The 26,497-nt window shown below is 70.2% G+C and carries 24 protein-coding genes and 1 tRNA gene; 14 read left to right on the forward strand and 11 right to left on the reverse strand.

Annotation, left to right across the window (positions count from 1 at the left end):
- The 3 genes from ACFYRX_RS21755 to ACFYRX_RS21765 all read left to right on the forward strand — a co-directional run bounded on the left by ACFYRX_RS21755 (nucleotide 1) and on the right by ACFYRX_RS21765 (nucleotide 1,586).
- Nucleotides 1-372 (forward strand): DUF742 domain-containing protein, encoded by a 372-nt coding sequence (locus ACFYRX_RS21755; protein WP_389102038.1) that lies wholly within the window; start codon nucleotides 1-3, stop codon nucleotides 370-372.
- The gene (locus tag ACFYRX_RS21760; protein ID WP_123994032.1) at nucleotides 350-949 is read left to right on the forward strand and encodes an ATP/GTP-binding protein; all 600 of its coding nucleotides are present in this window, start codon (nucleotides 350-352) and stop codon (nucleotides 947-949) included. The genes ACFYRX_RS21755 and ACFYRX_RS21760 overlap by 23 nt, the downstream gene beginning before the upstream one ends.
- Before the next feature lie 61 nt (nucleotides 950-1,010).
- Complete coding sequence (locus ACFYRX_RS21765; protein ID WP_389102041.1) at nucleotides 1,011-1,586, forward strand: GAF domain-containing protein; 576 nt, start codon at nucleotides 1,011-1,013, stop codon at nucleotides 1,584-1,586.
- A 151-nt stretch (nucleotides 1,587-1,737) separates the two neighbouring features.
- Here ACFYRX_RS21765 and ACFYRX_RS21770 read toward each other — a convergent pair whose 3' ends face one another.
- The 3 genes from ACFYRX_RS21770 to ACFYRX_RS21780 are packed head-to-tail and all read right to left on the reverse strand — an operon-like array spanning nucleotide 1,738 to nucleotide 3,867.
- Nucleotides 1,738-2,346 (reverse strand): GPP34 family phosphoprotein, encoded by a 609-nt coding sequence (locus ACFYRX_RS21770; RefSeq protein ID WP_389102043.1) that lies wholly within the window; start codon nucleotides 2,344-2,346, stop codon nucleotides 1,738-1,740.
- A 13-nt stretch (nucleotides 2,347-2,359) separates the two neighbouring features.
- The gene (locus tag ACFYRX_RS21775) at nucleotides 2,360-3,583 is read right to left on the reverse strand and encodes a YbfB/YjiJ family MFS transporter (RefSeq protein WP_389102046.1); all 1,224 of its coding nucleotides are present in this window, start codon (nucleotides 3,581-3,583) and stop codon (nucleotides 2,360-2,362) included.
- Complete coding sequence (locus tag ACFYRX_RS21780; RefSeq protein ID WP_389102049.1) at nucleotides 3,580-3,867, reverse strand: muconolactone Delta-isomerase family protein; 288 nt, start codon at nucleotides 3,865-3,867, stop codon at nucleotides 3,580-3,582. The genes ACFYRX_RS21775 and ACFYRX_RS21780 overlap by 4 nt, the downstream gene beginning before the upstream one ends.
- Nucleotides 3,868-3,985: 118 nt before the next feature.
- On the opposite strand from ACFYRX_RS21780, the gene ACFYRX_RS21785 reads away from it, so the two are divergent.
- The 10 genes from ACFYRX_RS21785 to ACFYRX_RS21830 all read left to right on the forward strand — a co-directional run bounded on the left by ACFYRX_RS21785 (nucleotide 3,986) and on the right by ACFYRX_RS21830 (nucleotide 11,311).
- Nucleotides 3,986-4,915, forward strand: a complete 930-nt coding sequence (locus ACFYRX_RS21785) for a LysR family transcriptional regulator (RefSeq protein ID WP_389102052.1) — start codon at nucleotides 3,986-3,988, stop codon at nucleotides 4,913-4,915.
- 232 nt (nucleotides 4,916-5,147) lie between these two features.
- A complete protein-coding gene (tdh, locus tag ACFYRX_RS21790; RefSeq protein ID WP_389102055.1) occupies nucleotides 5,148-6,176 on the forward strand; it encodes an L-threonine 3-dehydrogenase in 1,029 nt (342 codons plus the stop codon).
- Between the two features lie 14 nt (nucleotides 6,177-6,190).
- A complete protein-coding gene (locus ACFYRX_RS21795; RefSeq protein WP_389102058.1) occupies nucleotides 6,191-7,384 on the forward strand; it encodes a glycine C-acetyltransferase in 1,194 nt (397 codons plus the stop codon).
- 52 nt (nucleotides 7,385-7,436) lie between these two features.
- On the forward strand, nucleotides 7,437-8,339 hold the full coding sequence (locus ACFYRX_RS21800) for a LysR substrate-binding domain-containing protein (RefSeq protein ID WP_389102060.1): 903 nt from the start codon (nucleotides 7,437-7,439) through the stop codon (nucleotides 8,337-8,339).
- Nucleotides 8,340-8,394: 55 nt separating this feature from the next.
- Entirely contained in the window at nucleotides 8,395-8,979 is a 585-nt protein-coding gene (locus ACFYRX_RS21805) for a helix-turn-helix domain-containing protein (protein WP_389102063.1), read from the forward strand.
- The gene (locus ACFYRX_RS21810; RefSeq protein WP_389102065.1) at nucleotides 8,976-9,509 is read left to right on the forward strand and encodes a GNAT family N-acetyltransferase; all 534 of its coding nucleotides are present in this window, start codon (nucleotides 8,976-8,978) and stop codon (nucleotides 9,507-9,509) included. Before ACFYRX_RS21805 ends, ACFYRX_RS21810 begins: the two co-directional genes overlap by 4 nt.
- A gap of 30 nt (nucleotides 9,510-9,539) precedes the next feature.
- On the forward strand, nucleotides 9,540-9,899 hold the full coding sequence (locus ACFYRX_RS21815; RefSeq protein ID WP_389102067.1) for an MmcQ/YjbR family DNA-binding protein: 360 nt from the start codon (nucleotides 9,540-9,542) through the stop codon (nucleotides 9,897-9,899).
- A 142-nt stretch (nucleotides 9,900-10,041) separates the two neighbouring features.
- Nucleotides 10,042-10,115 (forward strand) — tRNA-Pro (locus ACFYRX_RS21820).
- A 116-nt stretch (nucleotides 10,116-10,231) separates the two neighbouring features.
- Nucleotides 10,232-10,435: a hypothetical protein gene (locus tag ACFYRX_RS21825; protein ID WP_389102070.1), complete on the forward strand. Its 204-nt coding sequence runs from the start codon at nucleotides 10,232-10,234 to the stop codon at nucleotides 10,433-10,435.
- Nucleotides 10,436-10,495: 60 nt separating this feature from the next.
- The gene (locus ACFYRX_RS21830; protein WP_389102073.1) at nucleotides 10,496-11,311 is read left to right on the forward strand and encodes a BTAD domain-containing putative transcriptional regulator; all 816 of its coding nucleotides are present in this window, start codon (nucleotides 10,496-10,498) and stop codon (nucleotides 11,309-11,311) included.
- A 30-nt stretch (nucleotides 11,312-11,341) separates the two neighbouring features.
- Here ACFYRX_RS21830 and ACFYRX_RS21835 read toward each other — a convergent pair whose 3' ends face one another.
- From ACFYRX_RS21835 to ACFYRX_RS21865, 7 genes are read right to left on the reverse strand one after another with little or no spacing between them, the layout of a single operon-like run.
- Nucleotides 11,342-13,042, reverse strand: coding sequence for a hypothetical protein (locus tag ACFYRX_RS21835; RefSeq protein WP_389102075.1), 1,701 nt, complete (start codon nucleotides 13,040-13,042; stop codon nucleotides 11,342-11,344).
- On the reverse strand, nucleotides 13,039-14,271 hold the full coding sequence (locus ACFYRX_RS21840; RefSeq protein ID WP_389102077.1) for a hypothetical protein: 1,233 nt from the start codon (nucleotides 14,269-14,271) through the stop codon (nucleotides 13,039-13,041). Before ACFYRX_RS21840 ends, ACFYRX_RS21835 begins: the two co-directional genes overlap by 4 nt.
- Nucleotides 14,255-16,255, reverse strand: a complete 2,001-nt coding sequence (locus ACFYRX_RS21845) for an ATP-binding protein (RefSeq protein ID WP_389102079.1) — start codon at nucleotides 16,253-16,255, stop codon at nucleotides 14,255-14,257. Before ACFYRX_RS21845 ends, ACFYRX_RS21840 begins: the two co-directional genes overlap by 17 nt.
- The gene (locus ACFYRX_RS21850) at nucleotides 16,248-17,831 is read right to left on the reverse strand and encodes a hypothetical protein (protein ID WP_389102082.1); all 1,584 of its coding nucleotides are present in this window, start codon (nucleotides 17,829-17,831) and stop codon (nucleotides 16,248-16,250) included. The genes ACFYRX_RS21845 and ACFYRX_RS21850 overlap by 8 nt, the downstream gene beginning before the upstream one ends.
- Nucleotides 17,828-20,062, reverse strand: a complete 2,235-nt coding sequence (locus ACFYRX_RS21855; protein ID WP_389102084.1) for a phage tail protein — start codon at nucleotides 20,060-20,062, stop codon at nucleotides 17,828-17,830. Before ACFYRX_RS21855 ends, ACFYRX_RS21850 begins: the two co-directional genes overlap by 4 nt.
- A complete protein-coding gene (locus ACFYRX_RS21860) occupies nucleotides 20,062-22,296 on the reverse strand; it encodes a putative baseplate assembly protein (protein ID WP_389102087.1) in 2,235 nt (744 codons plus the stop codon). The genes ACFYRX_RS21855 and ACFYRX_RS21860 overlap by 1 nt, the downstream gene beginning before the upstream one ends.
- A gap of 14 nt (nucleotides 22,297-22,310) precedes the next feature.
- Nucleotides 22,311-22,697 (reverse strand): GPW/gp25 family protein, encoded by a 387-nt coding sequence (locus ACFYRX_RS21865; protein ID WP_389102090.1) that lies wholly within the window; start codon nucleotides 22,695-22,697, stop codon nucleotides 22,311-22,313.
- 93 nt (nucleotides 22,698-22,790) lie between these two features.
- Here ACFYRX_RS21865 and ACFYRX_RS21870 point away from each other — a divergent pair, with 93 nt between their 5' ends.
- The gene (locus tag ACFYRX_RS21870) at nucleotides 22,791-23,009 is read left to right on the forward strand and encodes a hypothetical protein (protein WP_389102093.1); all 219 of its coding nucleotides are present in this window, start codon (nucleotides 22,791-22,793) and stop codon (nucleotides 23,007-23,009) included.
- Between the two features lie 417 nt (nucleotides 23,010-23,426).
- On the opposite strand, the gene ACFYRX_RS21875 is transcribed toward ACFYRX_RS21870, so the two are convergent.
- The gene (locus ACFYRX_RS21875; RefSeq protein ID WP_389102095.1) at nucleotides 23,427-26,486 is read right to left on the reverse strand and encodes a DUF4157 domain-containing protein; all 3,060 of its coding nucleotides are present in this window, start codon (nucleotides 26,484-26,486) and stop codon (nucleotides 23,427-23,429) included.
- Between the last annotated feature and the right edge of the window lie 11 nt (nucleotides 26,487-26,497).

The following is a 26,497-nucleotide window of genomic DNA, read 5'->3' on the forward strand; positions in this document are numbered from 1 at the left end:
GTGGCGGCGGCCGGCGACGGGCCCTGGCTCGACGACGCGGCCGGACGGCTGGTGCGGCCCTTCACGGTCAGCAACGGCCGCACCCGGCCCACCATCGCGCTCGACCTCCTGTCGCACGTGATGGCCACCGGTGCCACCCCCCTCGGCTACCTCGGCCCCGAGCACGCGCAGGCCCTCGACCTGTGCCGCGCGCCCGTCTCGGTCGCCGAACTCGCCGCCCATCTGAAGCTGCCGGCGGTGGTCACCAAGGTGCTGCTGTCCGACCTGGTGGACTGCGGGGCGCTCACCACCAAGCCCCCCGAGTTCACCCACAACCCGACTGACCGGGCTCTTCTGGAGGCAGTGCTCGATGGACTACGACGACAACTCTGACCCGTTCCCCACCGCACTCAAGATCCTTGTGGCGGGCGGGTTCGGAGTCGGCAAGACGACCTTCGTGGGAGCGGTCAGCGAGATCGCCCCCCTCAGCACGGAGGAACTGCTCACCACGGTCAGCGCCGCGACCGACAGTCTCGACGGTATCGAGAACAAGGTCGAGACGACGGTGGCCATGGACTTCGGGCGCATCACCCTCGACCCGGAACACGTCCTGTACCTGTTCGGCACACCCGGACAGGAACGGTTCTGGTTCATGTGGGACGAGCTCTCCGAGGGCGCGCTCGGCGCGGTGATCCTCGCCGACACCCGCCGACTGGAGGACTGTTTCGCGGCGGTGGACTTCTTCGAGCAACGCGGCCTGGGGTTCATCGTCGCGATCAACGAGTTCGACGGGGGGTACCGCTACGACCCGGAGGAAGTACGTGCCGCGATCGACCTTCCACCGGAGATCCCCATCGTGCGTTGCGACGCCCGGATCTCCAGTTCCGGAGTGCAGACCCTGCTCACCCTCGTACGACATCTCATCGCCCACAGCCCGGCGCCCGCGCCGAGCCATGGCGCCCACATGTGACCCCCGCACACACCGCCACGGAGCCGCATATGACCAACGTCCACAGCGACGGAATCCGCCCATGAGCTACGACCCACCGCGCCCGGCCGGTCGTCTGCTGCTCACCCCGGAGGACAAGGAGGCCCCCGACCGGGCGCGACGGCTGCGTCTGCTGGGCCTGGGTGAACATCCGGAGCCCGCGCTGGACGCCTTCGCCGAGCGGCTTGCCGTACGGGCGGGGGCGCCGTACGCGATGGTCAACTTCATCGGTGAGAACCGCCAGTTCTTCGCCGGTCTGCGGATCCCCGCGGCGAGGCCTCCGGCCGACAGCGGCGAGCCCAAGCCGGAAGTGGGCCGGTACATGGAGCGCGACCATGGGTTCTGCCCCCATGTGGTGGTCCGTCGCAAGGCGCTGGCTCTGGAGGACGTCCGTGACTACCCACGGTTCGCGGGCAACCCCGTCGTCGACGAGTTCGGGATCCGTTCCTATCTGGGCGCACCGCTCATCGACTCCACGGGGATGGTGCTGGGCACCGTGTGCGTGGCGGACGTGGAGCCGCGTACCTGGGGAAAACCCGGCCTCGAGACCATCAAGTCGTCGGCCGCGGAACTCGTGGCCCGGCTGGAGCGGGGGGAGGCCGACGGGCTTCCGCTGTGAACGTCACGTTCGCCACGCGGCCCGCCTGCGGCTACGCGCACATGTATCTGCCGCTGGTCACGCCCGAGTGCATGGGCCGCCTGGCGCGCCCGCGCCCCTGCGCCGCATCCCGCCTCGGCCCGCTACGTCCGCGCGCCGCAGGCCCCCCGCGTCACACGCCTCCCCGCCAGACGTTGTCGAACGCGGCGCTCTCGATCGCCCGTCGCTGCCGTACCGCCTCCAGTTCCATCACCGCGTCGCCGACGGCGGCCAGCACGGTCGTGATCACCTCGCCGATGAGGTCCTCGCTGAACTCCGGGCCCTTGTCGTCGATGCCGGCGGCGGCGGCCAGGGCGGCGAGGACGGGCTCGCCCGACGTCCGGCGTTGTTCGGCGCTGCTGCGGGCGGGTGAGTCGACCGGCACCGTCCGCCCGGTCCGGAGCGGGAACCGGCGGCCGCGCTCGCGGGTGACCAGTCCGACCCTCTCGAGATCGTCGACGTAGGCGGCGAAGAGATCGCGGCCCCGGCGCCACAGCCAGTCCTCGACCGTCTCGTAGGGCTCCTGCCGGACGAGGGACGCGGCGGCCGCGTCCAGCAGCCGGTCTCCCGTGGCCCTCTGCGAGCCCGGCACGATGCGGTCGCCGTCCAGGGCGAGCGCATCGGCCCCGACGAGGTCGATCACCTCGGCCCCCGCGAGCGCGAGCGACAGATCGCCCTGCTCCAGGGCGCGGTCGGGCGGCACGTCCAGAGCGACGATCGCGAGGTCCCTCGAGGTGGTCATGTGCGGCTCCACGTCAGTCGGCCGAGTGCGGGGCGAGGGCGCCGGGAGCGGAGTACCCGGACCTGGCGTCCTCGGTCGATTCTCTCCGTGAACCATCCACGATGACCATGCGATGAGGGAATCCGATCCGGAGAACGACGGCCGCCGCGGCCGAGGCGAGCACCACGAGGGCGGCCAGGAGCAGCGCCGACCGGTAGCCGTCGTGAAGCAGCGGTGCGACGGCGGGCGGGCCGAGGATCTGGCCGACGGAGTACCCGGCGGTCAGTACCGCGACGGAACGCGGGAAGCGCAGTTGGGCGCCGGTGGCCAGGGCGAGGGTGCAGATGCCGAGGAAGGTGCCGCCGAACAGCACGGCGGAGGCCGACGCGGCAGCTGTGCCGCCGACCAGGGCGGGCAGGGCGATGCCCGCCGCCTGGATCAGCAGGGCCGCCACCAGCAGACCGGGGCGCGACCAGCGGTGCGCCAGTCTGGCCCACAACGCCGTCGACGGTACGGCGGCCAGTCCCACGAGCACCCACGCGGCGCCGCCGACCCGGCCGGGGGAGTTCTGACCGATCGCGGCGACCAGGAAGGTCCCGGCGACGATGTATCCGGCGCCCTCCAGCGTGTAGCCGACGAACAGCGCCCAGAACCAGCGCTGTGCGCGCTTTCCGACCTCTGGGTCAGGACCGGAGGTCGCCTCCTGCGGCCGTAGCGTCCACGCGCCGGCGGTGAGCACCGCGGCCAGCGCCGCCGACGCCCACCACGCGGCCCGCCAGTCGGCCGCCGTACGCAGAGCGAGGACCAGCAGACCTGACAGCGCGATCCCGGCGCCCACGCCCCCGAAGGCCCAACCGGCCAGATGCGGAGGGTGAGTTCGCAGATGCTGCAGGAGTGAACCGGCCGCCACGACGAAGACCAGGGCACTGGCCACGCCGGCCACCAGCCGCAGGACGGCCCACACCGTCGTGCTGTGGGTGAGGGGCATCCCCGCGAGGGTCGCGGTGAGCACGATCAGCGAACCGCGCAGGACGGTGCGCGAGCGGACCAGGGCCGGGACGAGGATGCCCGCGAGCGCTCCGAGGAGGTAGCCGACGTAGTTGGCGGTGGCCAGATCCGCCCCGGCGGCGGCGGACAGTCCGGCGTGGGTCTGCATCAGGGGCAGGATCGGGGTGTAGACGAAGCGGCCGACGCCCATACCCGCGGCGAGCGCGACGGCGGCCCGGGCCACGTGCATCCACGGCGACGCCGTGCTCATCGGGCGGGATCGTTGGGGTGCGACTGGAGCGGGGTGACCTTGAGGGTCATCCACGGGCGCAGCGGCAGCGTGCCGAGCACCTTCTCCTGGAGCTCCTCCTCGTCCGCGGCCCGCCACAGGCCGATGCTGCGCAGCTCGCCGACCGGGCGCCACAGACGGGCCAGGTGCCCCTCGGAGGCCAGCTCCGCGGCGCGGACGGATTCGGCTGCACGACGGCGGTCGACCTCGTCCTGTCCGGTGTCCTCGGGGACGGTGGTGGTGATCTCGACCAGGAACTCCCGCATGATGTCCTCCACTCGGACAGCGCATCCGCTGATGCCCTCATCCTGGACCTGTCATCAGCACCGATGCCACGACCGGCTGCCTCGCTGCTGATAGGCGCGGCCTCCCAGCCCACGTAGCATGGCGGACGTGGAGCTGCGCCAGCTGCGGTACTTCGTCGCGGTCGCCGAGGAGCTGAACTTCGGCCGGGCCGCCGATCGGCTGCTGATCGCGGGCCCCTCGCTCTCCCAGCAGATCAAGGCGCTCGAACGCGACCTGGGAGTGCGGCTGTTCGACCGTGACCGGCGCTCGGTCTCCCTCACCCCGGCCGGAGCCGCCCTGCTCCCGCACACCCGCGCGCTGCTGGAGCGCGCCGACGATCTGCGGCTGCGCGCGAGCCGGCTGTCGGGGTCGCAGGCGGTACGCGTCGGATACGTCAACTGGCTGCCACCGGACCTGACTTCGCGTACGGCGGCGGTGGCGCAGGTGCATGTCGACGCCTGGGTCGCGCCCTCGCACACCCAGGCCGCCCGGGTCGCCGACGGCAGCCTGGACCTGGCCGTGTGCTGGGTGCGGACCGAGGATCTGGAGCGGCTCGGACTGCGGGCCGAACTCATCGGCGCCGACCGGCTCTACGCCGTCGCCAAGGGCGTCGACACCGGTGACGTCCTGGCCCGCGACACCGACGTCCTGATCGACGACGACGTCACCGCCTGGGCATCCTGGAACGTGTACGCCGAGGAACTGGCGCGGATCACCGGATCCCGTGCCGTGCAGATCTCCGACGGCGGGGTCACCGGCCCCGCCTTCTTCGACCACGTCCGCCGCAGCCGCCGGCCGATCCTCAACTGCCCCAAGGGGCAGACCACTTCGCTTCCGCCCGACCTGGTCCGCCGCGAGGTCGTCGCCCCGACGATCCACTGGACGTGGTCCCTGGTCCTCCGTGAGAGCGAGAACCGTCCCGGGGTCCTGGCGGTCGTCGACGCCCTCCGCGACGGTGTGGGCGACCTGGGGATCCACGCCCCGGACGCCTGGCTGCCCGAGGACGACCCCTACGCCCGGTCGGACTGATCCCGCCCGACTGCGCCGCGCTCACCCGTCAGCACCCCACCGCATCCCGCTCGGGACATACCGACACCCCCGCCCGCCGCGTGTGAAGCCCAGCTATGGCGGCGCTTAAGAAATCCTCGATGGACCGCGGAGGGTGTCGTACGGCAGATTGCTGAGCGATTCCACCCCTCACCCGGCCGCGGGCTGTCTTCGGCATGCCCGCGGCCCGGGATCGCACCCACAGGAGCCGTCCGTGAAGGCGCTGGTCAAGGAGAAGGCGGAGCCCGGACTGTGGCTCACGGACGTCCCGGAGCCGGCCGTCGGACCCGGTGACGTACTGATCAGGGTGCTGCGTACCGGCATCTGCGGCACCGATCTGCACATCCGGTCGTGGGACGGCTGGGCGCGGCGGACGATCAGCACCCCGCTCGTCCTCGGGCACGAGTTCGTCGGCGAGGTCGTCGGGACCGGGCGCGATGTCACGGAGATCGGGATCGGCGACCGGGTCAGCGGCGAGGGGCACCTCGTCTGCGGAAAGTGCCGCAACTGTCTCGCCGGGCGACGGCACCTGTGCCGGGCCACGGTCGGGCTGGGCGTCGGCCGGGACGGGGCCTTCGCGGAGTACGTCGCGCTGCCCGCCGCCAATGTGTGGGTGCACCGGGTTCCCGTGGAACTCGACGTGGCCGCGATCTTCGACCCGTTCGGCAACGCCGTGCACACCGCGCTGTCCTTCCCGCTGGTCGGGGAGGACGTGCTGATCACCGGCGCGGGACCGATCGGCCTGATGGCGGCGGCCGTCGCACGCCACGCGGGTGCTCGCAACGTCGTGATCACCGACGTCAGCGAGGAGCGCCTGGAACTGGCCCGCAAGGTCGGTGTGAGTCTCGCGCTGAATGTGTCGGAGAATCAGGTCGCCGAGGGGCAACGGGAGTTGGGGCTGCGTGAAGGCTTCGACATCGGTCTGGAGATGTCCGGGCGGCCCGAGGCCATGCGCGACATGATCGCCAACATGACGCACGGCGGCCGCATCGCGATGCTCGGTCTGCCCTCCGAGGAGTTCCCCGTCGACTGGGCCCGGATCGTCACCTCGATGATCACCGTCAAGGGCATCTACGGCCGGGAGATGTTCGAGACCTGGTACGCCATGTCGGTCCTCCTGGAGGGCGGCCTCGACCTCGCCCCCGTGATCACGGGACGCTACGACCACCGCGACTTCGAGGCGGCGTTCGCCGACGCGGCGAGCGGCCGCGGCGGCAAGGTCATCCTCGACTGGACCAACTGACCAAGGGACTGACGATGTTCGACTCCGTGCGCGACGACCTGCGCGCCACCCTCGACGAGATCCGCGCCGCCGGCCTGCACAAGCCCGAGCGGGTGATCGACACCCCGCAGTCCAGGGCCGTGAACGTCTCCGCGGGCGGCCGCGCCGGCGAGGTCCTCAACTTCTGCGCCAACAACTACCTCGGCCTCGCCGACCACCCCGAGGTCATCGCCGCCGCACACCAGGCACTGGACCGCTGGGGCTACGGCATGGCCTCGGTCCGCTTCATCTGCGGCACCCAGGAGGTGCACAAGGAGCTGGAGTCGCGGCTCGCCACCTTTCTCGGCCAGGAGGACACGATCCTGTACTCCTCCTGCTTCGACGCCAACGGCGGTGTCTTCGAAACCCTGTTGGGCCCCGAGGACGCGGTGATCTCCGACGCCCTCAACCACGCGTCGATCATCGACGGCATCCGGCTGTCCAAGGCCCGCCGCTTCCGGTACGCCAACCGTGATCTGGCCGACCTGGAAAGGCAGTTGAAGGACGCTTCGGACGCCCGCCGACGTCTCGTCGTCACCGACGGCGTGTTCTCGATGGACGGCTATGTGGCCCCCCTCGCCGAGATCTGCGACCTGGCGGACCGCTACGACGCCATGGTCATGGTCGACGACTCCCATGCGGTCGGCTTCGTCGGCCCCGGCGGCCGGGGCACCCCCGAGCTGCACGGCGTCATGGACCGTGTCGACATCATCACCGGCACCCTCGGCAAGGCGCTCGGCGGTGCCTCCGGCGGTTACGTCGCGGCCCGCGCCGAGATCGTCGCGCTTCTGCGCCAGCGCTCACGGCCGTACCTCTTCTCGAACACGCTCGCCCCGGTGATCGCCGCGGCCTCCCTCAAGGTGCTCGACCTGCTGGAGTCGGCGGACGATCTGCGCATCCGGTTGCGGGAGAACACCGGCCTGTTCCGTCGCCGTATGGCCGAAGAGGGCTTCGACGTGCTGCCCGGCGATCACGCCATCGCGCCCGTCATGATCGGAGACGCCTCCGAGGCGGGCCGGCTAGCGGAGCTGCTGCTGGAGCGCGGGGTGTACGTGATCGGCTTCTCGTATCCGGTGGTGCCCCAGGGACAGGCCCGGATCCGCGTGCAGCTCTCGGCCGCGCACTCCACGGACGACGTGAACCGCGCGGTCGACGCCTTCGTGGCGGCGCGGGCGGAGATGAAGGGCTGACCGGACGGGCCGACCTGCCGGCGGGCTCGGACATATTGAGATAATCGGTCCCATGATCGAAGCGCGGCGGCTCCACATCCTTCGTGCGGTGGCCGACCACCGCACGGTCACGGCGGCGGCCGCCGCGCTGTACCTCACGCCCTCGGCGGTCTCCCAGCAGCTGACGGCGCTGGAGCAGGAGACGGGCCACCGCCTCGTCGAGCGCGGCGCGAAGGGCGTACGGCTGACGCCGGCCGGCGAGATCCTGCTCGGCCACACCAACGCGGTCCTCGCCCAGCTGGAGCGGGCGGAGGCCGAGCTCGCAGCCTATGGATCGGGCGAGGCCGGGACGGTCACCGTCGCGTCCTTCGCGACCGGGATCGCCCTGGTCGTGGCGCCCGCGGTGGCCCGCCTCGCCTCGACCGCGCCCGGCATCCACATCCGCGTCCAGGATGCCGAGGGCGACGCCAGCCTGCCCATGGTCCTCGACCGGCAGGTCGACGTGGCGGTCGCGGTCGAGTACCGGGGAGCTCCGCCCGCCGACGACCCCCGTCTGGCACACGTGCCCCTGTACGCCGAGCCCTTCGACGCGGTCGTACCGGTGAGCCACCGGCTGGCCGACGGTGGTGAGGTGCCGCTGGCAGAGCTCGCCAAGGACCCGTGGATCGGCCCCTACCCGGGCAATCCCTGCCATGACGTCGTGGTCCTGGCCTGCGAGAACGCCGGTTTCCAGCCACGTCTGGAGCATTCCTCGGACGACTTCCGCGCGGTGGTGGCACTGGCGTCGGCGGGCGCCGGGGTGGCGTTGGTGCCGCGATCGGCTCTACGGGGGATGGACCTCGCGGGAGTGGTCGTACGGCCGGTGGACGGTCCGGCGCCCACACGGCGGGTGTTCGCGGCGGTACGGCGGGGAGCGGAGGCGCATCCGCTGATCCGGCCCGTGCTGGAGGCGTTGGGCGAGGCGGCGGGGGCGTAAGCCGGTACGCATCATCCCCACCGCCGTATCTCGCATCTGGGATATCCTCCCGAATATGAAACACGATGTGGCCGACGACGCAATGGACACCGTCGACGCCCGACTGGCCGCCCGCCTCGCCGGGCTGCGGGTCGAACACGGCTGGTCCCTGTGGGAGTTGGCGGAACGCAGCGGGATCAGCAGGTCCACCCTCTCCCGTGCCGAGCGGGCCGAGATCAGCCCCACCGCCTCGCTGCTGAACCGGCTGTGCGGGGTGTACGGGCGGACCATGTCGCACCTGCTCAGCGAGGTCGAGGCCGAGCCGGCGCTGCTGGTGCGGGCCGCCGAGCAGACGGTGTGGGAGGACCGGGCCTCCGGTTTCGTACGGCGGTCCGTGTCGCCGCCGCACTCCGGACTGCGCGGCGAACTCGTCGAGGGACGCCTCGCACCCGGTGCCGACATCGCCTACGACCGCCCGCCCGTGCCCGGCCTCGAGCAGCACATCTGGGTGCTGGAGGGGGCGCTCGACGTCACCGCTCAGGACGTCCGTCACCAGCTCGACACCGGGGACTGTCTACGGCTGCGCGTGTGGGGGCCGACGCGGTTCCGGTGTCCGGGGCCCGACGCGGTGCGCTACGTGCTGGCGGTGGTGCTGCCATGATCGTCACCCGCGTGAACGAGTCCCAACTGGCCGCCTGCGCCGATGAGTTGGCCGACCTGCTGATCGACACCGTGGACGGCGGTGCCTCCATCGGATTCCTCGCGCCCCTGGACCGTGCCGCGGCCTGCGCATGGTGGCAGGAGCGCGTGCGCGCGGTGGCCGCGGGCCACCTCGGCGTCCTGGTGGCGTACGACGGCCGTCGCACGGTCGGCACGGTCGGCCTGGCCTTCCCCGACAAGCCCAACTCCCGCCACCGCGCGGAGCTGGTCAAGCTGATGGTGCACCATGACGCACGCGGCCGGGGTCTCGGGCGCCGGCTCCTCGGCGCCGCGGAAGAGGCCGCCGCAGCGGCCGGAGTCACCCTGCTCCACCTGGACACCGAGACCGACAGCCCCGCCGAGCGTCTTTACGGTTCGGCGGGCTGGACCCGGGCCGGTGTCATCCCCGACTACGCGGCCGATCCCGCCGGGGTGCTGCGGCCGACGACGCTGTACTACAAGCGGTTGGGTGCGGCCGTTCCCACCAGGTGAGTGTCAGTCCCGACGGATACGGTGCCTGTCATGCCGGACGCCGAAGACGTACGCCGTATCGCCCTGTCCCTGCCGGACACGACGGAGAAGATCGCCTGGAGCATGCCCACGTTCCGGGTCGCGGGCAAGATGTTCGCCACGCTGCCCGAGGACGAGACCTCCATCGCCGTGCGCTGTCCCAAGGAAGAGCGTGACGAGCTGGTGCTGGCCGAGCCGGGGAAGTTCTGGATCGCCGACCACGAGGCACAGTTCGCGTGGGTGCGCGCCCGCCTTGCCGCGGTCGAGGACGAGGAGGAGCTGCGGGACATCCTCGCCGACTCATGGCGCCAGGCGGCCCCGCCCCGGCTGCTCGACGCGTATCCGGGAGTGGGGCGGCCGGGCGGCGACTGACGGCCCGCGCGTCCCGCGCACGAGCGTGTGACCTCGACCAAACCTGAGGTTCGGCGGGAAAGGAGTGCGCGACCACCGACCCGAGTGCGGTATGGTTTCTTTGCGCGTTCGGTCTGGGGAAAACCCCAGGTCAGACAGGCACCGGGACGTGGCGCAGCTTGGTAGCGCACTTGACTGGGGGTCAAGGGGTCGCAGGTTCAAATCCTGTCGTCCCGACGGTGTTCATCAGCGGGTCTGCCGACATCGGCAGGCCCGCTGGTCGTGTTGGTGGGACACGTGACGGGAGTGGCCGTCCACGGTGCGGTGACAGTGGGCGTGACACCGTGACGGTCATGCGGCAAGCCCCGAACAGAACCGGTGTCTGCCTGGTACGGATAGAGAGCCAGGGGAACAGCACCCTCGTCAAAGTGCGGTGGAACCCGGATATTGAGCAGGTCTCCACCGAGCGTGTGGTCTCGTTCGAGGACATTGACTCGGCTGTTGATGCGATCCGGGATTTCCTCGCCGCGTTCGTCGGCGAGGGGGGAAGCCTGTGACATGCCGGTGACGGCCTGCCGCTACGGTCACGCCACCGGCTTCGTTTCAGAGGGGGCGCGATGCCATCCGACTTCGTTCAGATGCTCATTGCACAGGAGTCCCACGAACCTCTGCCGACACTTCACCTGTTCGGTGGGCTGTTCGTGACACTCGACGGACGCCGGGAGGACATCCCGGAGGGCAGCAAGCGGCTTCTGGTCTTCGTCGCCCTACGATCGGGACGCGTGGAGCGACGGCAAGCAGCGGGTGCGCTGTGGCCGATCGGCGATGATGCCCGTGCTGCCGGGAACCTACGATCCGCCCTGTGGCGCCTGAACAAAGTGGGCGTGGACCTGCTGCAGGTGGACAAGTATGGTCTGGCCCTGCGCGAGGACGTCCTGCTCGACGTCCGACTTGTCGCGGACTGGGCCTCCCGTTTGTTGACCGGCTCGGCGACCGCCGGTGATCTCAAGGCGACGCCCAGCACCATGGACGCGCTCGATCTGCTTCCTGGTTGGTACGAGGACTGGGTACTGATGGAGAGGGAACGCGTCCGGCAGCGCCTCTTGCATGCTCTCGAAGCGCAGAGCCGTCAGCTTGCCGAGGCGGGGTGCTTCGGCCAGGCAGTGGACGCCGCGATGCAAGCCGTAGGGGTCGACCCGCTCCGCGAAAGCGCGCAGCGTGCGCTGGTCGAGGCGCATCTTGCCGAGGGCAACTGGATGGAGGCGCGGCGGAGCCTGGAGCTCTACGCCGAGTTGCTGGACCGCGAGCTGGGGGTGTCGCCGGGTGTCGAGATCACCGCCCTGCTGCACGGGCGCACGCCGTCGCGGGGCCTGGCGGGCCGGCACGGTGCGGGCCAGAAGATGGCGGTACAGCGCCTGACCGCCATCTCGTGACCGTCCGGCGCCGTACCTCGATGCCGGGCGTCAGCCGATCCTCTCCCGGTGCCTGACGAGGACGATCGCGTCGCGGGTCAGTCCCGTCCGTACGGTCGCGTAGACGCCTCCGGCACCGCGGTTGTCGTCGCCGGGAGCATGCGGGAACAGATCGAGGAACATGGCGGCGCGCCCTGCGGTCAGGACTCGGTTCTCCGCCGACCCGGACAGCCCGATCGCGGTCACCGTGCCCCCGCCCGCCTTCCAACGTTCGACGTCCGACCGGTGCTCGGGCACCGCCCAGCCGCCGACCGGGTAACGGACGACATGGTGCTCCGCCACCTCCGACGCCGTGGGGTCGATGGATCCGTCGGTGAGACCGGCGATGAGGCGCTCCCCGTCATCCGGCGACGAGACCGCGTAGAGATGGAGGTCCACGCTCTCCGACCCGTCCGGGCAACAGTCGGCGTGCCGGCGGAAGGCCACCCAGGGACGCTCCGTGGTGAGCCCGTCGGCACCTTCCGCACCGTCGGGAACCAGGATGTCGACCGATACGGCGGTCTTGTCCTCGGAAGGCGTCAGGGGAATACGGCGCAGATGTTGGGCGTCCTCGACCGCGGAGAGCACAGCGTCCGCAGGGCATGAGCGGAAGTTCAGCAGCACAGCCCGCGGGAACATGGCGCCGGTCCATTCCTGTACCGAGGACTTCGCGCCCGTGCTGTGCGGCAGGAACCCCGCGGGCGGCAGTTCCAGGATGCCGAGGTCGTCGGTCAGCCCGGGGGGCCCCGCCGTGACGGTCGTGGCGGCGTCCGCCTCGGGCAGCAACTTCAGTACCGCGGCCAGGCTTTCTTGCGCCCCCTTGGAGACGATCAGCTTCTTGGCCTCCTCCACGTTGCGGCGCACTTCCCGGTTCAGGTCACCAGCGGTGGCGGCTGTGATGCGCCGCGCCATGGCCCCGGGCCACCCGGCCGCGAGCATGTCCTGGAACTGGAGGACCTGCGCGATGAAGACGTCCCACGGGCGCAGTCCGAGCTGTGTCTGGCGGAGCCGCCGGGGCGGCGGGTCGTCGCGTTCCCGCCGGAGGGTCCAGACGTCGAGCACCCACGCCCTGGAGGTACGCAGCAGCAGCCCGAGTGGCACGGAGTCGGGGTCTTCGGATGCCGGGAGGGCGAACCCGCTGCCCCAGTCGCCACGGAGGATGTCGCTACGGTCCGCCTGGTCGGTCGCGGCTATCCAGGGACCGCCCAGATCGCGTTCGTGGGCGAACCACTTCGAGGAGACACGTGACCTCAGTGTCCGGTCCGAGGTGTCCGAGGGGCCCGCCAGCGGGAGTTCGCCGACACGGATCACCGCTTCCTCGGCGACGTAGGGCTCGGTGTCGCCGATCGAGGCGCCGGCGCACAGATCTCCGTAGACGTTCTCCTTGCCGAAGCGAGTGTCCTTCCCCGTCACCGTGATCATCCGCAGGCTTCCGGCCCCGGCCTCCTGCCCGATCACCTCAGGGTCGGTCAGATCCACTTCGGCGGACGCCTGGAGAAGAAAGGGACGGCCTGTCGAGCCGATGGCCAGACCCGGGTCGACCACCAACTTGAGGCCGTTCGGCGAGAGCTTCGCGCTGTACCCGTGGACCACGCCGGGGCCTCCCGACTGGCCGAGTGCGTAGGCCAGGGAGCGGGTGTACTCCTGCATGCGCTCCAGATGCTCGGCCCGCAGGAAGAGCCCGTTGAAGGCGTTCAGCCGGGCAATGGTCATGATCGCGCCCTCCCCAACTTCCCCATGATCACGGCGTCGTGGCCGTCCGCAGCCGTGCCCGGTGGTCCGTCGTCGAGACCGGCCAACGGTACGAGGCCGGAGCCGAGGAGCGGAGTGGGTCCGGTGCCGTGCACGATGATCCGGACCACGTCGTGCCGGGGCGGGGCGTCCAGCACCACGGTGACGGTGTCCGCCCCGGTCCGATAGGCAACCTCTCTGACTTCCGCCCGGGCCCAGGCGCGTGCGCCGACGGAACTGACGGTCACCGCGCCGGCCCCGACCGAGCCGGCGTACAGCGTCTCGGTCACGGAGAACGTGAACCGCCTGTAATCGTCGGTCCACTGGAGGGATTCACCCACCACGCGAGGAGCCTTCGGCGCGATTCCCGCGTCGGCGGGGGGCCGCAGCGAGCCGACAAGCTCCTGAAGCAGACCCGTCGGCAGCAGGACGCGGCGTACGGTCTGGTCGACGACGCCGACTGTAGCCTCCTGCCCAGAGCCCCGGATCTCGACGGTGGCGAGCGTGACCGGCGCATCCGCGACGTCTACCGGGAACAGAGCCGGGCGGTCGTCCTCCTCCGTGGCAGGGGCCAGCTCTGTGACGTCCTGCGTGGCAAGTTCCCGGAAGGTGCGCAGCCGGTCGGCCGGATCGGTGTCGTGCTCGGACCTGTCGGGGGCGAACAACTGCCTCAGCCGCGGATACCGGAGGGCCTCGGGCTCGGGCACCGGCGGACGCAGTTCGAACCGCACCCGTTCGACGGTTCGTGAGTGGTCGAAGTGCTTGGGCGACGGGTCGCACGGGGAGGCGACCGCCGGAACGGGCAAGGCCTGGCACGTGTCGAACACGGCGACGAGGCGGTATGTCCCTGGCGCTGCCCCCGGAACGCCCTGCTCGCCGGCCTTTTGAGCATTGAGTAGATCCTTCACTACCAGACAGTCCGTGGCCCGGAGAGAGAGTTCCCGGCCCAGTCCGTCGACCGCCAGCCCCGGACCCACATGAAGTGCCCGCTGGTTGTCCCCCGTCAGCACCGGGAAGCCCCACACCACCCCTGACCCGTGCAGCCAGGAGGCGTGCAGCATCTGCTTGCCGCGCGGATTGCCCAGCAGCGTGCCGAAGTCGTCCTCGCCGAGCGTCATACCGTAGGCGACCCGAAGTGCGACGAAGGGGTTGACCGGCAAATCCTCGAAACGCGCGGACCGCTCCGCCCCGTACTCACGTGTAGCGCTCATGCGCTGTCTCCTTACTGGCCGGGGCCGTGGCGGGACGGCCGGGGAACGGCCTGGCGGCCTTGGCGTACTCTCGAGCCATCGCGTGGACGAGGTGTTCCTGGTGGATCGGCCCGTTGCTGGGGGCGGCGAGGAATGCCGCCGCGATGGCGGCGTTACGGATCCAGCCGCCCGGCACCGGGTAGAGCGCGGCGAGCCGGTTGAGGTTGACGTCGTCATCCAGGGTCGGTTCGGGCAGGTGCAGTTCCCACAGCAGGCGGCGCTGCAACTCGTCCGGCAGCGGGAAGTCGACGACGAAGTCCAGGCGGCGCAGGAAGGCCGCGTCGATGTTCTGCCGCAGGTTCGTGGCCAGCACCACCAGCCCGTCGAACCGGTCCATGCGCTGCAGCAGGTAGGAGGTCTCGAGGTTGGCGTAGCGGTCGTGCGAGTCGGTGATCCCCGTACGGGTGGCGAACAGAGCGTCCGCCTCATCCAGCATCAGTACTGCCTGAGTGCGTTCGGCGACGTCGAAGACGGCAGCCAGATTCTTCTCGGTCTCGCCCAGCCACTTCGACACCACTTGCGACACGTCGACGACCAGCAGGTCGGTGTCGACCGCGGTGGCGACGACCTCGGCGGCCAGTGATTTGCCGGTGCCGGGTGGACCGGTGAACATCAGCCGCACGCCCCGGTCGGCACGCGCCCCGTCGAGGAAGCCCCAGTCGTCCAGGACGAGCGAGGCATGCTTCAACCGGGCGACCGCGTCGCGCAGTTGCTCTCTCGACTCGTCCGGGAGCACGAGCCGGTCCCAGAGCAGCCCGGGGGTGACGAGCTGGACCCCGGGAGGCAGGGTGATACCAGCCCGGCCCCGGATGACGTCCGAGATCTCCCGGGGCTCGGAGACCGGCGCGGACAGCAGGCGCAGACTGCGTACGTCGGCGGCGACCTCCGCGATCAGGGAGGGATCCAGCGGATGGCGTGCCGTCAGCAGCCCTGCCTGCTCGGACAGGTCGGGCAGCGCTGCCTGCCACGCCCCCCGCTGACTGCCGGGGCTGACCGGCCCGAGCGGCACGCCGAGCACGGGACGGCGGCTGACCGGACGCACCGCGCCGGACGGCGCGCACACGATGACCGGACCGGGCAGGTCGGCGGTGTCGAGAGCGGGCACCGGCTGGCCGGCCTCGGGCGGTGCGGGCAGTACCAGCAGCGGCACGGCGGACCGGGCCGCCGCGTGCGCCGATACCAGGGCGATCGCGGCGCGGTCCGTGGCATCGACCCGGGCGCCGGTGAGCGTACGGCCCGCGGCACGGGCGAGGGCCGCGCACCGGCTCCCGGCGATCACGTCGTCGGCTGTCGACAGCAGCAGCGTACGGTCGTCGCCGGAGCGCAGTGCGAGGACCGCCCTCCTGACGGCGGGCAGCGCGAGCCAGTCCTCGAGTCCCGCCGGAACCTCGTCGACGGTGACCCGGCCGATGGCCGGGGGCCAGGCGTCATGGCCGTGCAGCGCGTCCCAGAGCCGTTCGGCCGGGACGAGACCGCGTTCGTAGAAGGTCCGTTCGTGGACGGTGCGCAGCAGGCCGTGCCGTACGGCCCGCCCCTCGGCCAGCAGACGGCGCAGGCCGGGACGGTCCTGAGCCGTGTCGCCGGCTCCTGTGCCGTCGCCGAGCAGTAGTGCGGCCAGCCCCACCGTGGGCCACGGCTCCGAGCGGGGGTGCAAGGACCGGAAGGTGCCGGCCAATCCCTCGTGTTCTTCAGGGAGTCCGGCCAGCAGCAGCAGATCCCGCTCGGCGGCGCAGAGCCCGAACTGCTCGACGAGGGCGTCCAGCGGGCCGCGGTCGCTTGTGCCTGGAGCGGCGCCGATGCTTGCCTCGGCCCACTCCCGCAGGAATCCGGCCGCTGCGGGCGCGCCCGACTCGGGGCTGCACGTGGTCTCCAGCAGCGCTGCGAGCCGCTGCGCCAACTCGGCGGCGTGCGCGGACAGCGCTCGGCTCACCCGCTCCTCAGACATAGACGAACCTCACCACCGTGCCGAGCCACGGCACCCAGCCCGGGTCGAGGTCGAGCCCGGCGCGCCGTACGCAGACATCGACCTCGTCGGCGGCCAGATGAGCCTCGGTCCAACCGGGCGCGAAATGGATGTGCCCGTCGCGCCGGGCGAGTGCGTTGACGATGTCGCGCGGATCGCTGTCGGGTCCGTCATCCGAAGTGACGGCCTTGCGGGGAAGGGAGGCGTACCCGCCCAGTGCCGTGGCGGTCACGGCCGCCCAGCCGACGGCGAGTTCGGTGATCCGGTCTCGCTCCTCGGGCGTGGCCGCCGGACCACGTTCCCAGGGTGCCCGCGCTTCGGGATCCGCGCCCGCGAACACCGCCACGGCAGGGTCCGTGCAGGCCGTCGGCAGCAGCGACAGCGCGATGCCCTGCAGTACCCAGGGCAGTGGCCGGGTGGCGAAGACGGGATCGTCCAGGACCGCTGCCGGGATCCCGGCAGCGGGCGCGGTCGCCAGGAGGAACAGGAGCCCTGCCCAGGGGGTAGGCCGTCCCGCCTCCGGATCCGCCTCCGGCCCGCTGCCCACCGGGGCCGTCACGGATGTCGTGGGCGCCGGCTCCGCCCGGGCCGGGGCCTCGGGGACGGGGCCTTCGGCCGAACGCTGCCGCTTTGGCCCGGGGCGTGGTCGTACGGCCGCGGTGGGGCCGGTCCTGCTGCCCGCCGTGGCAGGCAGGTCCATCGCCGGTGTCCCGGCGTCGCCCGGCGACCGCGGGCTCGGGGAGCCCAGGAGCATACGGGCGACCGCGCCGAGGATCTCCGCGGCGGCCCACCGGCGCAACACCGACGGGTCGGTCTCGGCGACGACGAGCAGGGCCCACGCCTCAACGGTGCTCAGGGCCGGGCGCAGGCCCGAGCTCCGGATGTGTCCGGCCAGCCGGGAATCGGCGAGCAGTGCATCGCCCAGCGCCGCCGCCTCGGCGGAAGTGGCAGTCGTCGTACGGCAGTTGGTCGGGGCCGGAGCGTCGAACGCGACCCGCACCGACTCGGCCGCGGTCTGCCAACCGACCGCTCCGAGGACCCGGTGGAGCGCGGGTAGGCCGACGCGCCCCGCCGCGGCCGTGACGAAGCCGGGCGCCTGCCCGGCACAGCGGCGCAGTACGGCGAGGATCGCCGCTCCAGGTGCGCGTTCCGGCGCCGGGTCGTCCGCGTGGATCAGGCCCATCCGGCGCCAGGCCCAGCCGCGTTCGGTGCGTCCGCAGGCGGTGGAGCACACCAGGTCGAGCACGGCGGCGCGCTCGTCCGCGTACCGCACGGCGTTCGGCGAACCCCGCTCCATCGCCCTGCGCAGCGCGGCCACCAGAGCGGCCGCCCAGGCCGCCTCCAGTGCGTAGTCCGGCCGGGCCGGATCGAGCCGTACCGGAACGTCGAGGCGGCGCAGACACCAGATGCCCGAGGGCAGCCCGGCGGCGCGTACCGCCTGCTCCAGCCGGTGATCGGCCACACCGCGCAGCAGCCGGTCGATCCGCCCGGCGTCCGGGGACCCGTCGTCCGGGCGCGCGGTGACGCTCAATCGGCGGACGGTCAGGTCGGTCGTCATCCGACACGCACCTCCCCGACGACGGAGGTCTTCTGGACCACGGCTCCCGTGGTGGGCACCCCCACGACACCGTCGCCTCCCACGGCGACCTGGCCGAGGACGGCCGGGCCCCATTGCGCGCCGGGGCCGACGACAGAGGTGAGGCCGATGTGCAGCTGTCGGCCCACTCGCATGCCGCAGCCCAGTTCGCAGATCTCGTAGGTGGTGTGGGCGGGTTTGTGGAGTTCGAGGATCGTACGGACAACGGCGAGTTGTTCGGCGGACAGGCCGGCGTGGATGAGGACGCTGAAGCGGTGCGCGGCGGTGCGGTAGCCGTCATCGCCAGGGCGTATGTCATCGCGGACCGTGGCGCTGAGCACCGCGTCGCCGAGCGTGCCGCTCGCCCGTAGCCGCCCGAGCACCGGAGCGGCTTCGTCGTCCGGTGAACGTCCCGCGACACCGCCCAGGACGACGCCGGGAACACCGCGCAGCCGCCACTGCTCGATGATCACCGGCTCATGTCCCAGGTAGATGCCCAGCAGTTCGGTGAGCGAGCCGAGCGTCCCCCGGCGACGGAACAGCCGGTACGCCGACGCGATGAGGCTTCGCCGGGCGTCCTCCGGCCAGCGCCGGTCCAGGGTCAGCCCGGCGAATCCGGCGAGCCAGGTCATCGCCTCCTGCGGGACCGCGGCCGGGTCGACCAGGAGTTCTCGCCGGGCGGCGCGCTCGTCCAGTTCGTGGAGCATGCCCTCGGCGGGGGCGAGGAACCGTTGCAGGAAGTCGGCGTCGCCGTCGTCGCGGGACCAGGTACGGGGCAGTTGGCGCAGGATCTGGTGGCCGGGCCGTTCCACGCGCAGAGCGCGGACGCGAGGTGTGGCGGCGACGGTCGCGGAGGTGAGTTCCAGGACGACCCAGAGATAGCGTCCCGGCTCGGCGAGTACGGCCGTCTCGTAGGTCTCGAAGCGGTCGTTGGCGGGGATCTGCGCCCACGGTGTCTCACGTCCGTCGGGACGCCGCAGCACCGGCCGCCCGCCCGGCGCGCGGGCCGCGCCCAGCAGCGCGGCCGAGGGCAGCGGAGGGGTCAGATCGGGCCGCCGGATGGTGCCGGAGCCGCGGTCGGCGGGTTGCCACGGCAGCGCGTCACCGGGAGGAGCGTCGTCGTCGCTGGTGAGGAAGCCGACATGGACGTCGGTGCGCGGCGGGATGCAGGCGTCCAGGAACAACCGTCCCCAGCGGGTGCGGTAGGTCCCGCTGTCGAGCCGGTACGTGATGACGCGCCCGGAGGTCCGATGGCGGGTCTCCGGCCCACCGACCCGGCCGATCCCTGCGGCGGTTGTGAAGGCGAACGTGCCGTCGGAGGCCGATGCGACAGCACCGCCGTCATAGCCGGCCGCGGCGACGGGCTCCAACTCCAGTCGGCTCGCGCCCTGTTGCTCCAGGCGCTGGAACGGCTGCGCGGCCGCGCGGTCCGATGTGCGCGCACAGGCAGGCGCAGACGCCCCTTCCGGCCCGGGCGCGGCGGCTACCCGTTCGGGCGCACGCGCCACGACCAGCAGGTCCTGCTCCGTCACGTCGAAGTCGGTGGCCCCGGGTACCTCGGCGACGACCTCGCCGGACACCGTCGCCACCAGGGCGTACGGCGTGCCGGCGCGCCGCCACAGCACGAGCGGAGTCCCGTCCGGCCGGGTCGCGATCCGCTCCGGCGCCAGCCGTTCCCGGCAGCGCGGCCGGGACAGCCGCGGGCCGGGCAGTGGGCTCCGACGGCCGTGGAACACGACGATCCCGGCCGGGTGGTGCAACAACACGTACGCGCGCTCGCCGACAGCGGCCGCGTCCACCGGCCGTGCGGAGCGGTGGGCACGGCCGCGTACGGAGACACGGCGCAGGATGCGGTCCGCCCAGATGTCGTAGACCGTGACGCGGGCCGCCCGGACCTCCGCCACGTACAACCGCTGCTCGGTGTCCACCGCAAGACCGCGCGGCCCGTCGAAGAGACCGGGGCAGCCGCCGAGTGTCTCCGTACGGTCGGCCCGGATCACCTCGATGCGGTCCTCGGCCGGCCGGGAGCGATAGGCGCGCCCCCAACGGTCGAAGGCCAGCCCGGCCGGTGGAGCGGCGGGGGAATCCGTGGTCGGCGCGTCGTCCCAGGTGAGCTGGATCCCTCCGCAGGGCATCAGCGCGGTGTCCTCGTGCCGGCAGCGGGCCCACTGGTCAGGGTCGGCCAGCAGGCTCATCGCACGGTCGCCGTCCATCAGCACACCTCGCGGGGCAGCGGTACGTGGACGGTGTCGGAGGGAGCGGAGGGTGGCCGGTAACCGGTGCCAGGCTCCAGCGGCTCTCCGACGACGACCGTGATGTCCGCCAGTTCGGGGACCTGCCAGCGCCGCAACTCCACCCGTGGGACCTCGCGCCAGGTGTCTTCGTCCCGCATGTCGTCCCGCACGCCGTTCCGCGTGGCGAGCCGCAGCCCGTCGCCCTCCAGGAACTCCACGCCCTCGACCTGCACCGCCACCGCTTCGAGTTCGGCCCCGCGGACCATTCGCCCCAGCGGCCAGCCGAGGCCGTCAGGACCGTACGGCGGTACGGGAGCCAGGAACTGACGGATGATCAACTCCACCCAGCGGCGCACGGCGTCGACCTGGTAGCCGTCCCGCACGGAGACGCCGACGGCGACCGACACCTTCACGTACTCGGGCGGAAGAACGTACAACTCGGTGGTGATCAGCTTGCGTTCGTCCAGATACCCGGCGACTCGGCGCAACAGGGCGTGGTCCGGCAGCGGTGCGCCGGGAGCACGGACGTCCTCGGTCGGAAACACCACGACACTGACGACCCCGGCCGCACTGTGCTCGGGCGTGTCGGGATGGAACAGCGGCAGGGTCTCCGCCCGCGCCACTCCCGGCAACCGCAGTGCCAACTCCCGGAAGTCGTCCGCGACGACGGCCCGGTCGCGCCGGTGCACCTCGCCCGGGATCCGGTCGAGCGCCGCGTCGAGGGACTCCGCGTCCCGGCCGCCGTACGCGGGCAGCGGGTTGGCGACGGTCACTCCGGCGATCCCGGTGACCGTGTTCACCGCCTTGGCGACGACATTGCCCGCCGCGCCTCCGCCGTAACGGTAGGAGCGCACCCGAATCCGCTGCCCGATCTGCGGCACACGACCCTGCTGCCCGCCGGGTCCGAACCGGACCAGCCCACCCGCGAGTTCGACGCTGAAGTGCCGGTCGTCGGCTGCGCCGCGGGTGAAGTCCTCGACCTCGTCCCAGCCCCGCCAACCCCCGTCCTCCTCGACCTCCAACCGTACGGTGCCGGCCAGCACGTTCGCCTGCGCGAGCCGGTACACCTGCCCGGCTTCCCCGGTGCCGGTGCCGAGCAGTTCGGCACCGGTGGTGGTGCGGGCCTGCACGGCTTCCACCACGTTCACGCCAACCCATCGCACCCGGTGGATGCCCTCCGAGGTCCCCGGCGTCCGGGTCGCCCGCAGCCAGCCAATCAGGCGATCGGCCTGCTCGGGGTCGTCCAGCTGTGGGGGAGAGGTCACGGCCGCCGTCGGCCGCGGGGCGGGGCGAGGCGGCAGTTGTGAGGGGAGGGTGAGCGCGACGACTCCGGTGCGGCTCAGGCCGGATGTGCTGTCGCGTACGACCTCCAGGGTCCGGAAGGGGACGGTTGTGGGGAGTTGGGGGTTCGTCGGCACGTGGGAGTTCCGGGGAGGTTGCCAGAGTTGCCACATGACGCCGGGACCGGCCTGATCGAGACTGGTCGACCGATAACGTTCGGCTTCCACCGCATCGAGATCGGCGAGGCTGAACGACCGGTCGACGGTCTCGTCCAACGCGACCCCGAGAAAGACGGTACGGCCGCGCAGTTGCTCCACGTCCGTGGTCGGGCGTGCCAGCAGGGCCACCCAAAGGGCGCGGTCGAGGGTTCCGTTCACGTCCAGTGGCTGGGCTCCGGGTGTGGCAGGGTCGGCCGGCAGCACGGTGGTGCTGTAGAACTCCACCTGGGTCGTGGCACCGCCGCTGGTCCTGGCCCGGCGCGCTGCCTCATCCCGCCGCGCGATCTCGTACGCGTCCCGCACGTCGGGCGCCGGCGCCTTCTCCTTGCCCGCTCCGAGCACCTCCAGCGGCCATGCGTACATCTCGTCCCCGGTCTCGAACGACACGGGTCCGGCCTTCAACTCCCGCCCGACGAACAGTTGCACCCCGCCTGGAGATTCCGTCTCGGCTGCCACCAGAATCTGCGCCGCCTGGGCCGGACGGGGCTGGACATCGAGCAGTCGAAGGAAGGCAACCTTGGTCGCATCGGGAATCTGGTTGAAGCGGTAGAGCAGCGACTCACCCAGGAACGCGAACAGGTCCAGCAGGACGATTCCGGGATCGCTCTCGTTGTGGTCCGTCCACTCGGACGTGTAGACGGGGATCCGCCGGATCAGCTCGGCCCGCAACTGTTCGTACGTCCGGTCGTCGAGGATCGGTCCGATCAACGTCATGGGTCACCCCGCCCTCAGCGCAGATAGAACGGATAGACCAGGTTGTCCTCGCGCCGGTCCACCAGCCGCACATACGAGATGTCGATCCACACCAGCGAAGGCTCCTCACCGGGCGTCACCGCAACGTTAGTGAGATCGACCCGGGGCTCCCACCGAGTTAAGGCGTCCTGGATGTCCCGCTCCATCGCGGCCCGCGTGGCGGTCGTGTTCGGCGCCATGATGTAGCGGCGGAGGCCACAGCCGAAGCCTGGGAGCATCACTCGCTCGCCGGGGTCGGTGTCGAGGATGGTGCCGATGGCTTGGCGGATGAGTTCTTCGCCGGTGGCGTACTCCAGCTTGCCGGTTGGGCTGGGGCGTAGGGGGAAGCGGGGGCCTTTGCCGAGCCATGCCTCGGTTGTCATACGTTGATGGTTGGTTGGTGCCGTCACTGGCCCGTCGCTGCCCGCGAACGCCCCGATGACGGGGTGTTAGGTCTCTCGCATCCACGACCGAGGATGAGCAGGCTGGAACTCCCGCTGCCGCTGCCGCTGGCCACCGGCACGGGTATCCTGGCCCTTCTTGTACGTGAACCGCGTCCCCCGGCCGAGGTCACGATCCCCACAGGCGTCTTCGGCGTGCTCGCCACCCTGGGCCTCTTCTGCTACGAGCTGCACGGGATCGAGAAGTGCCAGCACTTCATCACCCAAGGCGGAGAGCTCGAAAGGAGACTCTAGTTCGGGGTCTTTCATCGACCGTCCGGTCCGGATCCTCGGCTTTGTCGATGAGTTGCTCGCCGCATCCGCCATTTACCCAGCGAGCCTGGCGGGTTGGACCTTCATTGCCGACTCGTCGTGGAATGCCTTGGATGAGAGCCCCTACGTGGCCTCGGCTTCTACCCTCGTCGCGGGTTTCCTCGTGGCACGGGGAATGATGTGGCTCATGCGTGCCCGACGCAAGGCGAATCGATCGTGAGCGCGCATGTCCATGGATGGAATTGGGAACAAGGCAGTTGACGATGGCGTCCCTGAACTGAAGCGCCGGTGGGCTCACTTCACAAAAGACGTGGATCTTCGAAGAGCGCTGCACGGCCCTGGCCGCCTCATCGAAATCGCAGAGCCGCGCTTATCGAATGCGGCTCCGTGGATCCACGTTCAGGGCACCGTGTAAGGCTGCAGGGTCAGCTCGATGTCGAAGCCGGACAGCACCTCATCCTGCCGACTCAAGCCGTACCTGGCGAGTAGGGCGTCCTGGCGTGCGCGCTCCTTCAGTCCTTCGGCGAAGGTCCGCCTGATGCCGCGCTCGTCGCTATGGACGTAATCGTCGAGGAGTTTGCTGAGCTCCTGCCGTTTGCCGCCGATCACGGTCGCTCCTGTGATTTCACTGCCAGCCTGAATTATTGAGGTCTTGCCGTACTTAATGGAGTCAGTTTCCAGGATGAGCGCGTCAATATCTGCAGCCGGGTATTTCTTCTGGAGCCAGGCAAGCTGGCAGATGGTGTCGAAGTTCTCGATCTGTTTCATGGTGACTCGGGCCAGGCCTTGGTACGTGGCGCCGAGTCGTTTGGCCTGGTAAAGGGTGACGTAAGTGACAGTAGGCGTTCCCGTTTCGGTGAGCGCGGGACTTTCGTGGACAATTTTTCCGGGCAGGTTTCCCAGGAAGGCCTCTCTCATTTGGAAGGTGCGGGTTTTGGGATTGTAGGCGCGAATGAAGTAACCCTTGCGAACTTGTCCGGTGGCGGGGTCGGTGTATTCAACTTCGGTGCGCAGCACCTTCACTCTCCTGTCTTCGTCAGTTCGGGTGTTGTGCAGTTTCCAGTTGCTGGGCGGATGGTCCGTGTCGAGGCCGAGGAACACTCCCTTGGGTTCGTTGACCATTTTGAGCAGCGTTTCGACTGCGTTTTCCAGTTCTTTGGCGGTGCGGAAGGGCCTGATGCGCAGGAGTGCAGTTGCCGCTACGGGGTCGCGTCGAATCACCCGAACGAACTCGTCGATCTCACCTTTGGGCGTGCTGGCGAGAGTGTGTAAGGCGTCGTCGCTGAGGAGGCTGAGCGTGTAGATGGTTTCGGTGCTGAGGGCACCGGCGAGTTCGGAGCCGAGGGCGGCATTGATGCGGGTTTTGATGCTGAGCAAGTCACTGAAGGAGATGCCTATGAGGGCGGCGTTCAGGGCAATCATGGCGAGGATTCGGACGATTGCGTCGGATTGCTGCTCAGGTGACAAATTCGGGTCGTCGAGGATTTTGGTGATCGCGTCGACCGCCTCGACTGTCATGAGTACTCCGGCGGTGGCGCCTGTCACGGCGTTGGCCCACAGCAGAAAGCGGCCGGAGCGGGTGGTGAACATGACGGGCGCGCCGTGGCGGAGCGCCTTGAAGGCGGTGGCCCCACCGACGATGCTGGCGGCGAGCGAAGCGAGATCTAGAGCGACGCCGAGTGGGTTGATTTCGGCTTGTTTGAGCCGGTCGTAGAGGCTGGCTCCGGCGGAGACGGCGCCTGCTCCAGCGGCGCCGAGCAATAGGACAGGCACGACGACGGCGGCGCCGACTCCGGTGGCGGCGAGCAGGATGGCCAGACCTGTGAGCCCGAGGGATGCCCAGCCGAATCCTGCTGATACGACGCCAGCGACCGACTTTCCGGTGGTTTCATAGGTTTTGGTGATGCTGGGTGCGATGTCGATCCTGATGATGCCTTGCGGGTATGCGTTGCCGTCCCTGAAATCGGACAGGGCGTCTTCGGCGGTGCGGCCCGTGTATTCGCGGCGTGAGACGCCGGGGGTGAGGTCGACGAGCTTGGTGCGGTCCTGCTGCTGGCGGTCCTGCCCAAGGAAGATCGGGAGCTCCGTCTGTTCGCCGCTGGTCATGTTGAGGTAGACGGCGCGGGCGCCGATGGCGTTGTCGAGCATATTGAGGTGCCGTTTGGCCTCGGTGCTGTAGGCGTCCCATGCGACTAGGGCGCTCTGCTCCTGTTCGCGCAGGACTACTTGCAGGTATCTGGCCGTGGTGTTGAGAGGTTTGCCGGTGTCGTCGAACTCTTCGCACACGATTCGATAGACGTTGGGTGCAGCGATGAACCAGGGCGCGCTGGTGCCGCTGGATCCGAGGTCGTACGTTTCGCGGCCGTCGCGGACGATGCGTAGGAAGCCGTGGTAGTTGTGCCATCTGAGTGGGGTGCTGGGCTGGGCGTACCAGCGGTGACTCCTGGCGCCGGGGCTGGGAGTCACGGTGTAGACGGCGTAGCCGAGGAGGTCGCCGCCGCGTCGGGGGCGAGCCGGGTTGTCGGCAGAGGAAGTGATGTAAGGGATGCCGAGAGCACTCTGGTCTTTGATCCCGTATTGGGAAAGTTCCAGGTGGCGCAATTCGAGCCCTGCGGAATAGCGGACTGAGCTGGGCGTGGCCGGCAGTTTGGCGAAGGCTGTGTCAAGGAGGGACGCGGTTTCGGTTACCTCTTGGCGGTGGCGGATCGTCACGTAGCTGTGCTCGCCCAGCCGTAATACGGCCTCGATGCTGTAGCTCCCGGCCTTTATGAAGGTGAGGTGGGCAGTTCGGTCTTCTTGGGTATTGGTGACGAAGGTGTGCCCGTCGGGGTCAGTGATGATCCATTCTCTGGCGTAGATGACGCGACGGGGGAGGGTTTCGATCAGGGATTGAAGGCTGAATCGCATGGTCATCCCTTGGGGTGCCACCGCGATCATCGGTTGCGCGCGGACTCCGATGCCGTGCTCCCGTGCCCAGGTGTCGGCGGCTGTGCCCGTAGTGAACTGGTCCTGCGGCTCGTCAGCGTGTTGTACCCGAGTGGTAGTTCTGAGCGTGGGGGACGGTGGGTGGTGGCCGGTGAGGGTGGCGTGGGCGGCGGCTTCCGCTTCGGCTTCGAGTGCCTGCTCGGAGGTGGTTGTGGCACCGGTGGTGTTGCTCTGCTGCAGAACGTGGGTGATCTCGTGGGCGAGCAGAGCGTTGCCGTGGGCGCTGCCGGGGCGAAAGCGACCGGGTGCGAACGCGATGTGGTTGCCGATGCTGAGCGCTCCAGTTGCTTGGCCGACGACGTCGGTGTGGATGCGCACGTGCTTCAAGGCGGTACCGAAGGTGGGTTCGAGCTGGGCCAGCAGGTCGTTGGTTAGCGGGTGGCCTGGGCCAAGGTCAGCTAACGGCGCCGGGTTGATTGGCGTTGGCGCTGCCCGCCTAGGCGCCTCTCGCCTTTTTGCGTCGTCTGTGCGCATGTTCTTCACCG

It is taken from the genome of Streptomyces sp. NPDC005374 (genome assembly GCF_042872225.1).
Lineage (GTDB): Bacteria > Actinomycetota > Actinomycetes > Streptomycetales > Streptomycetaceae > Streptomyces.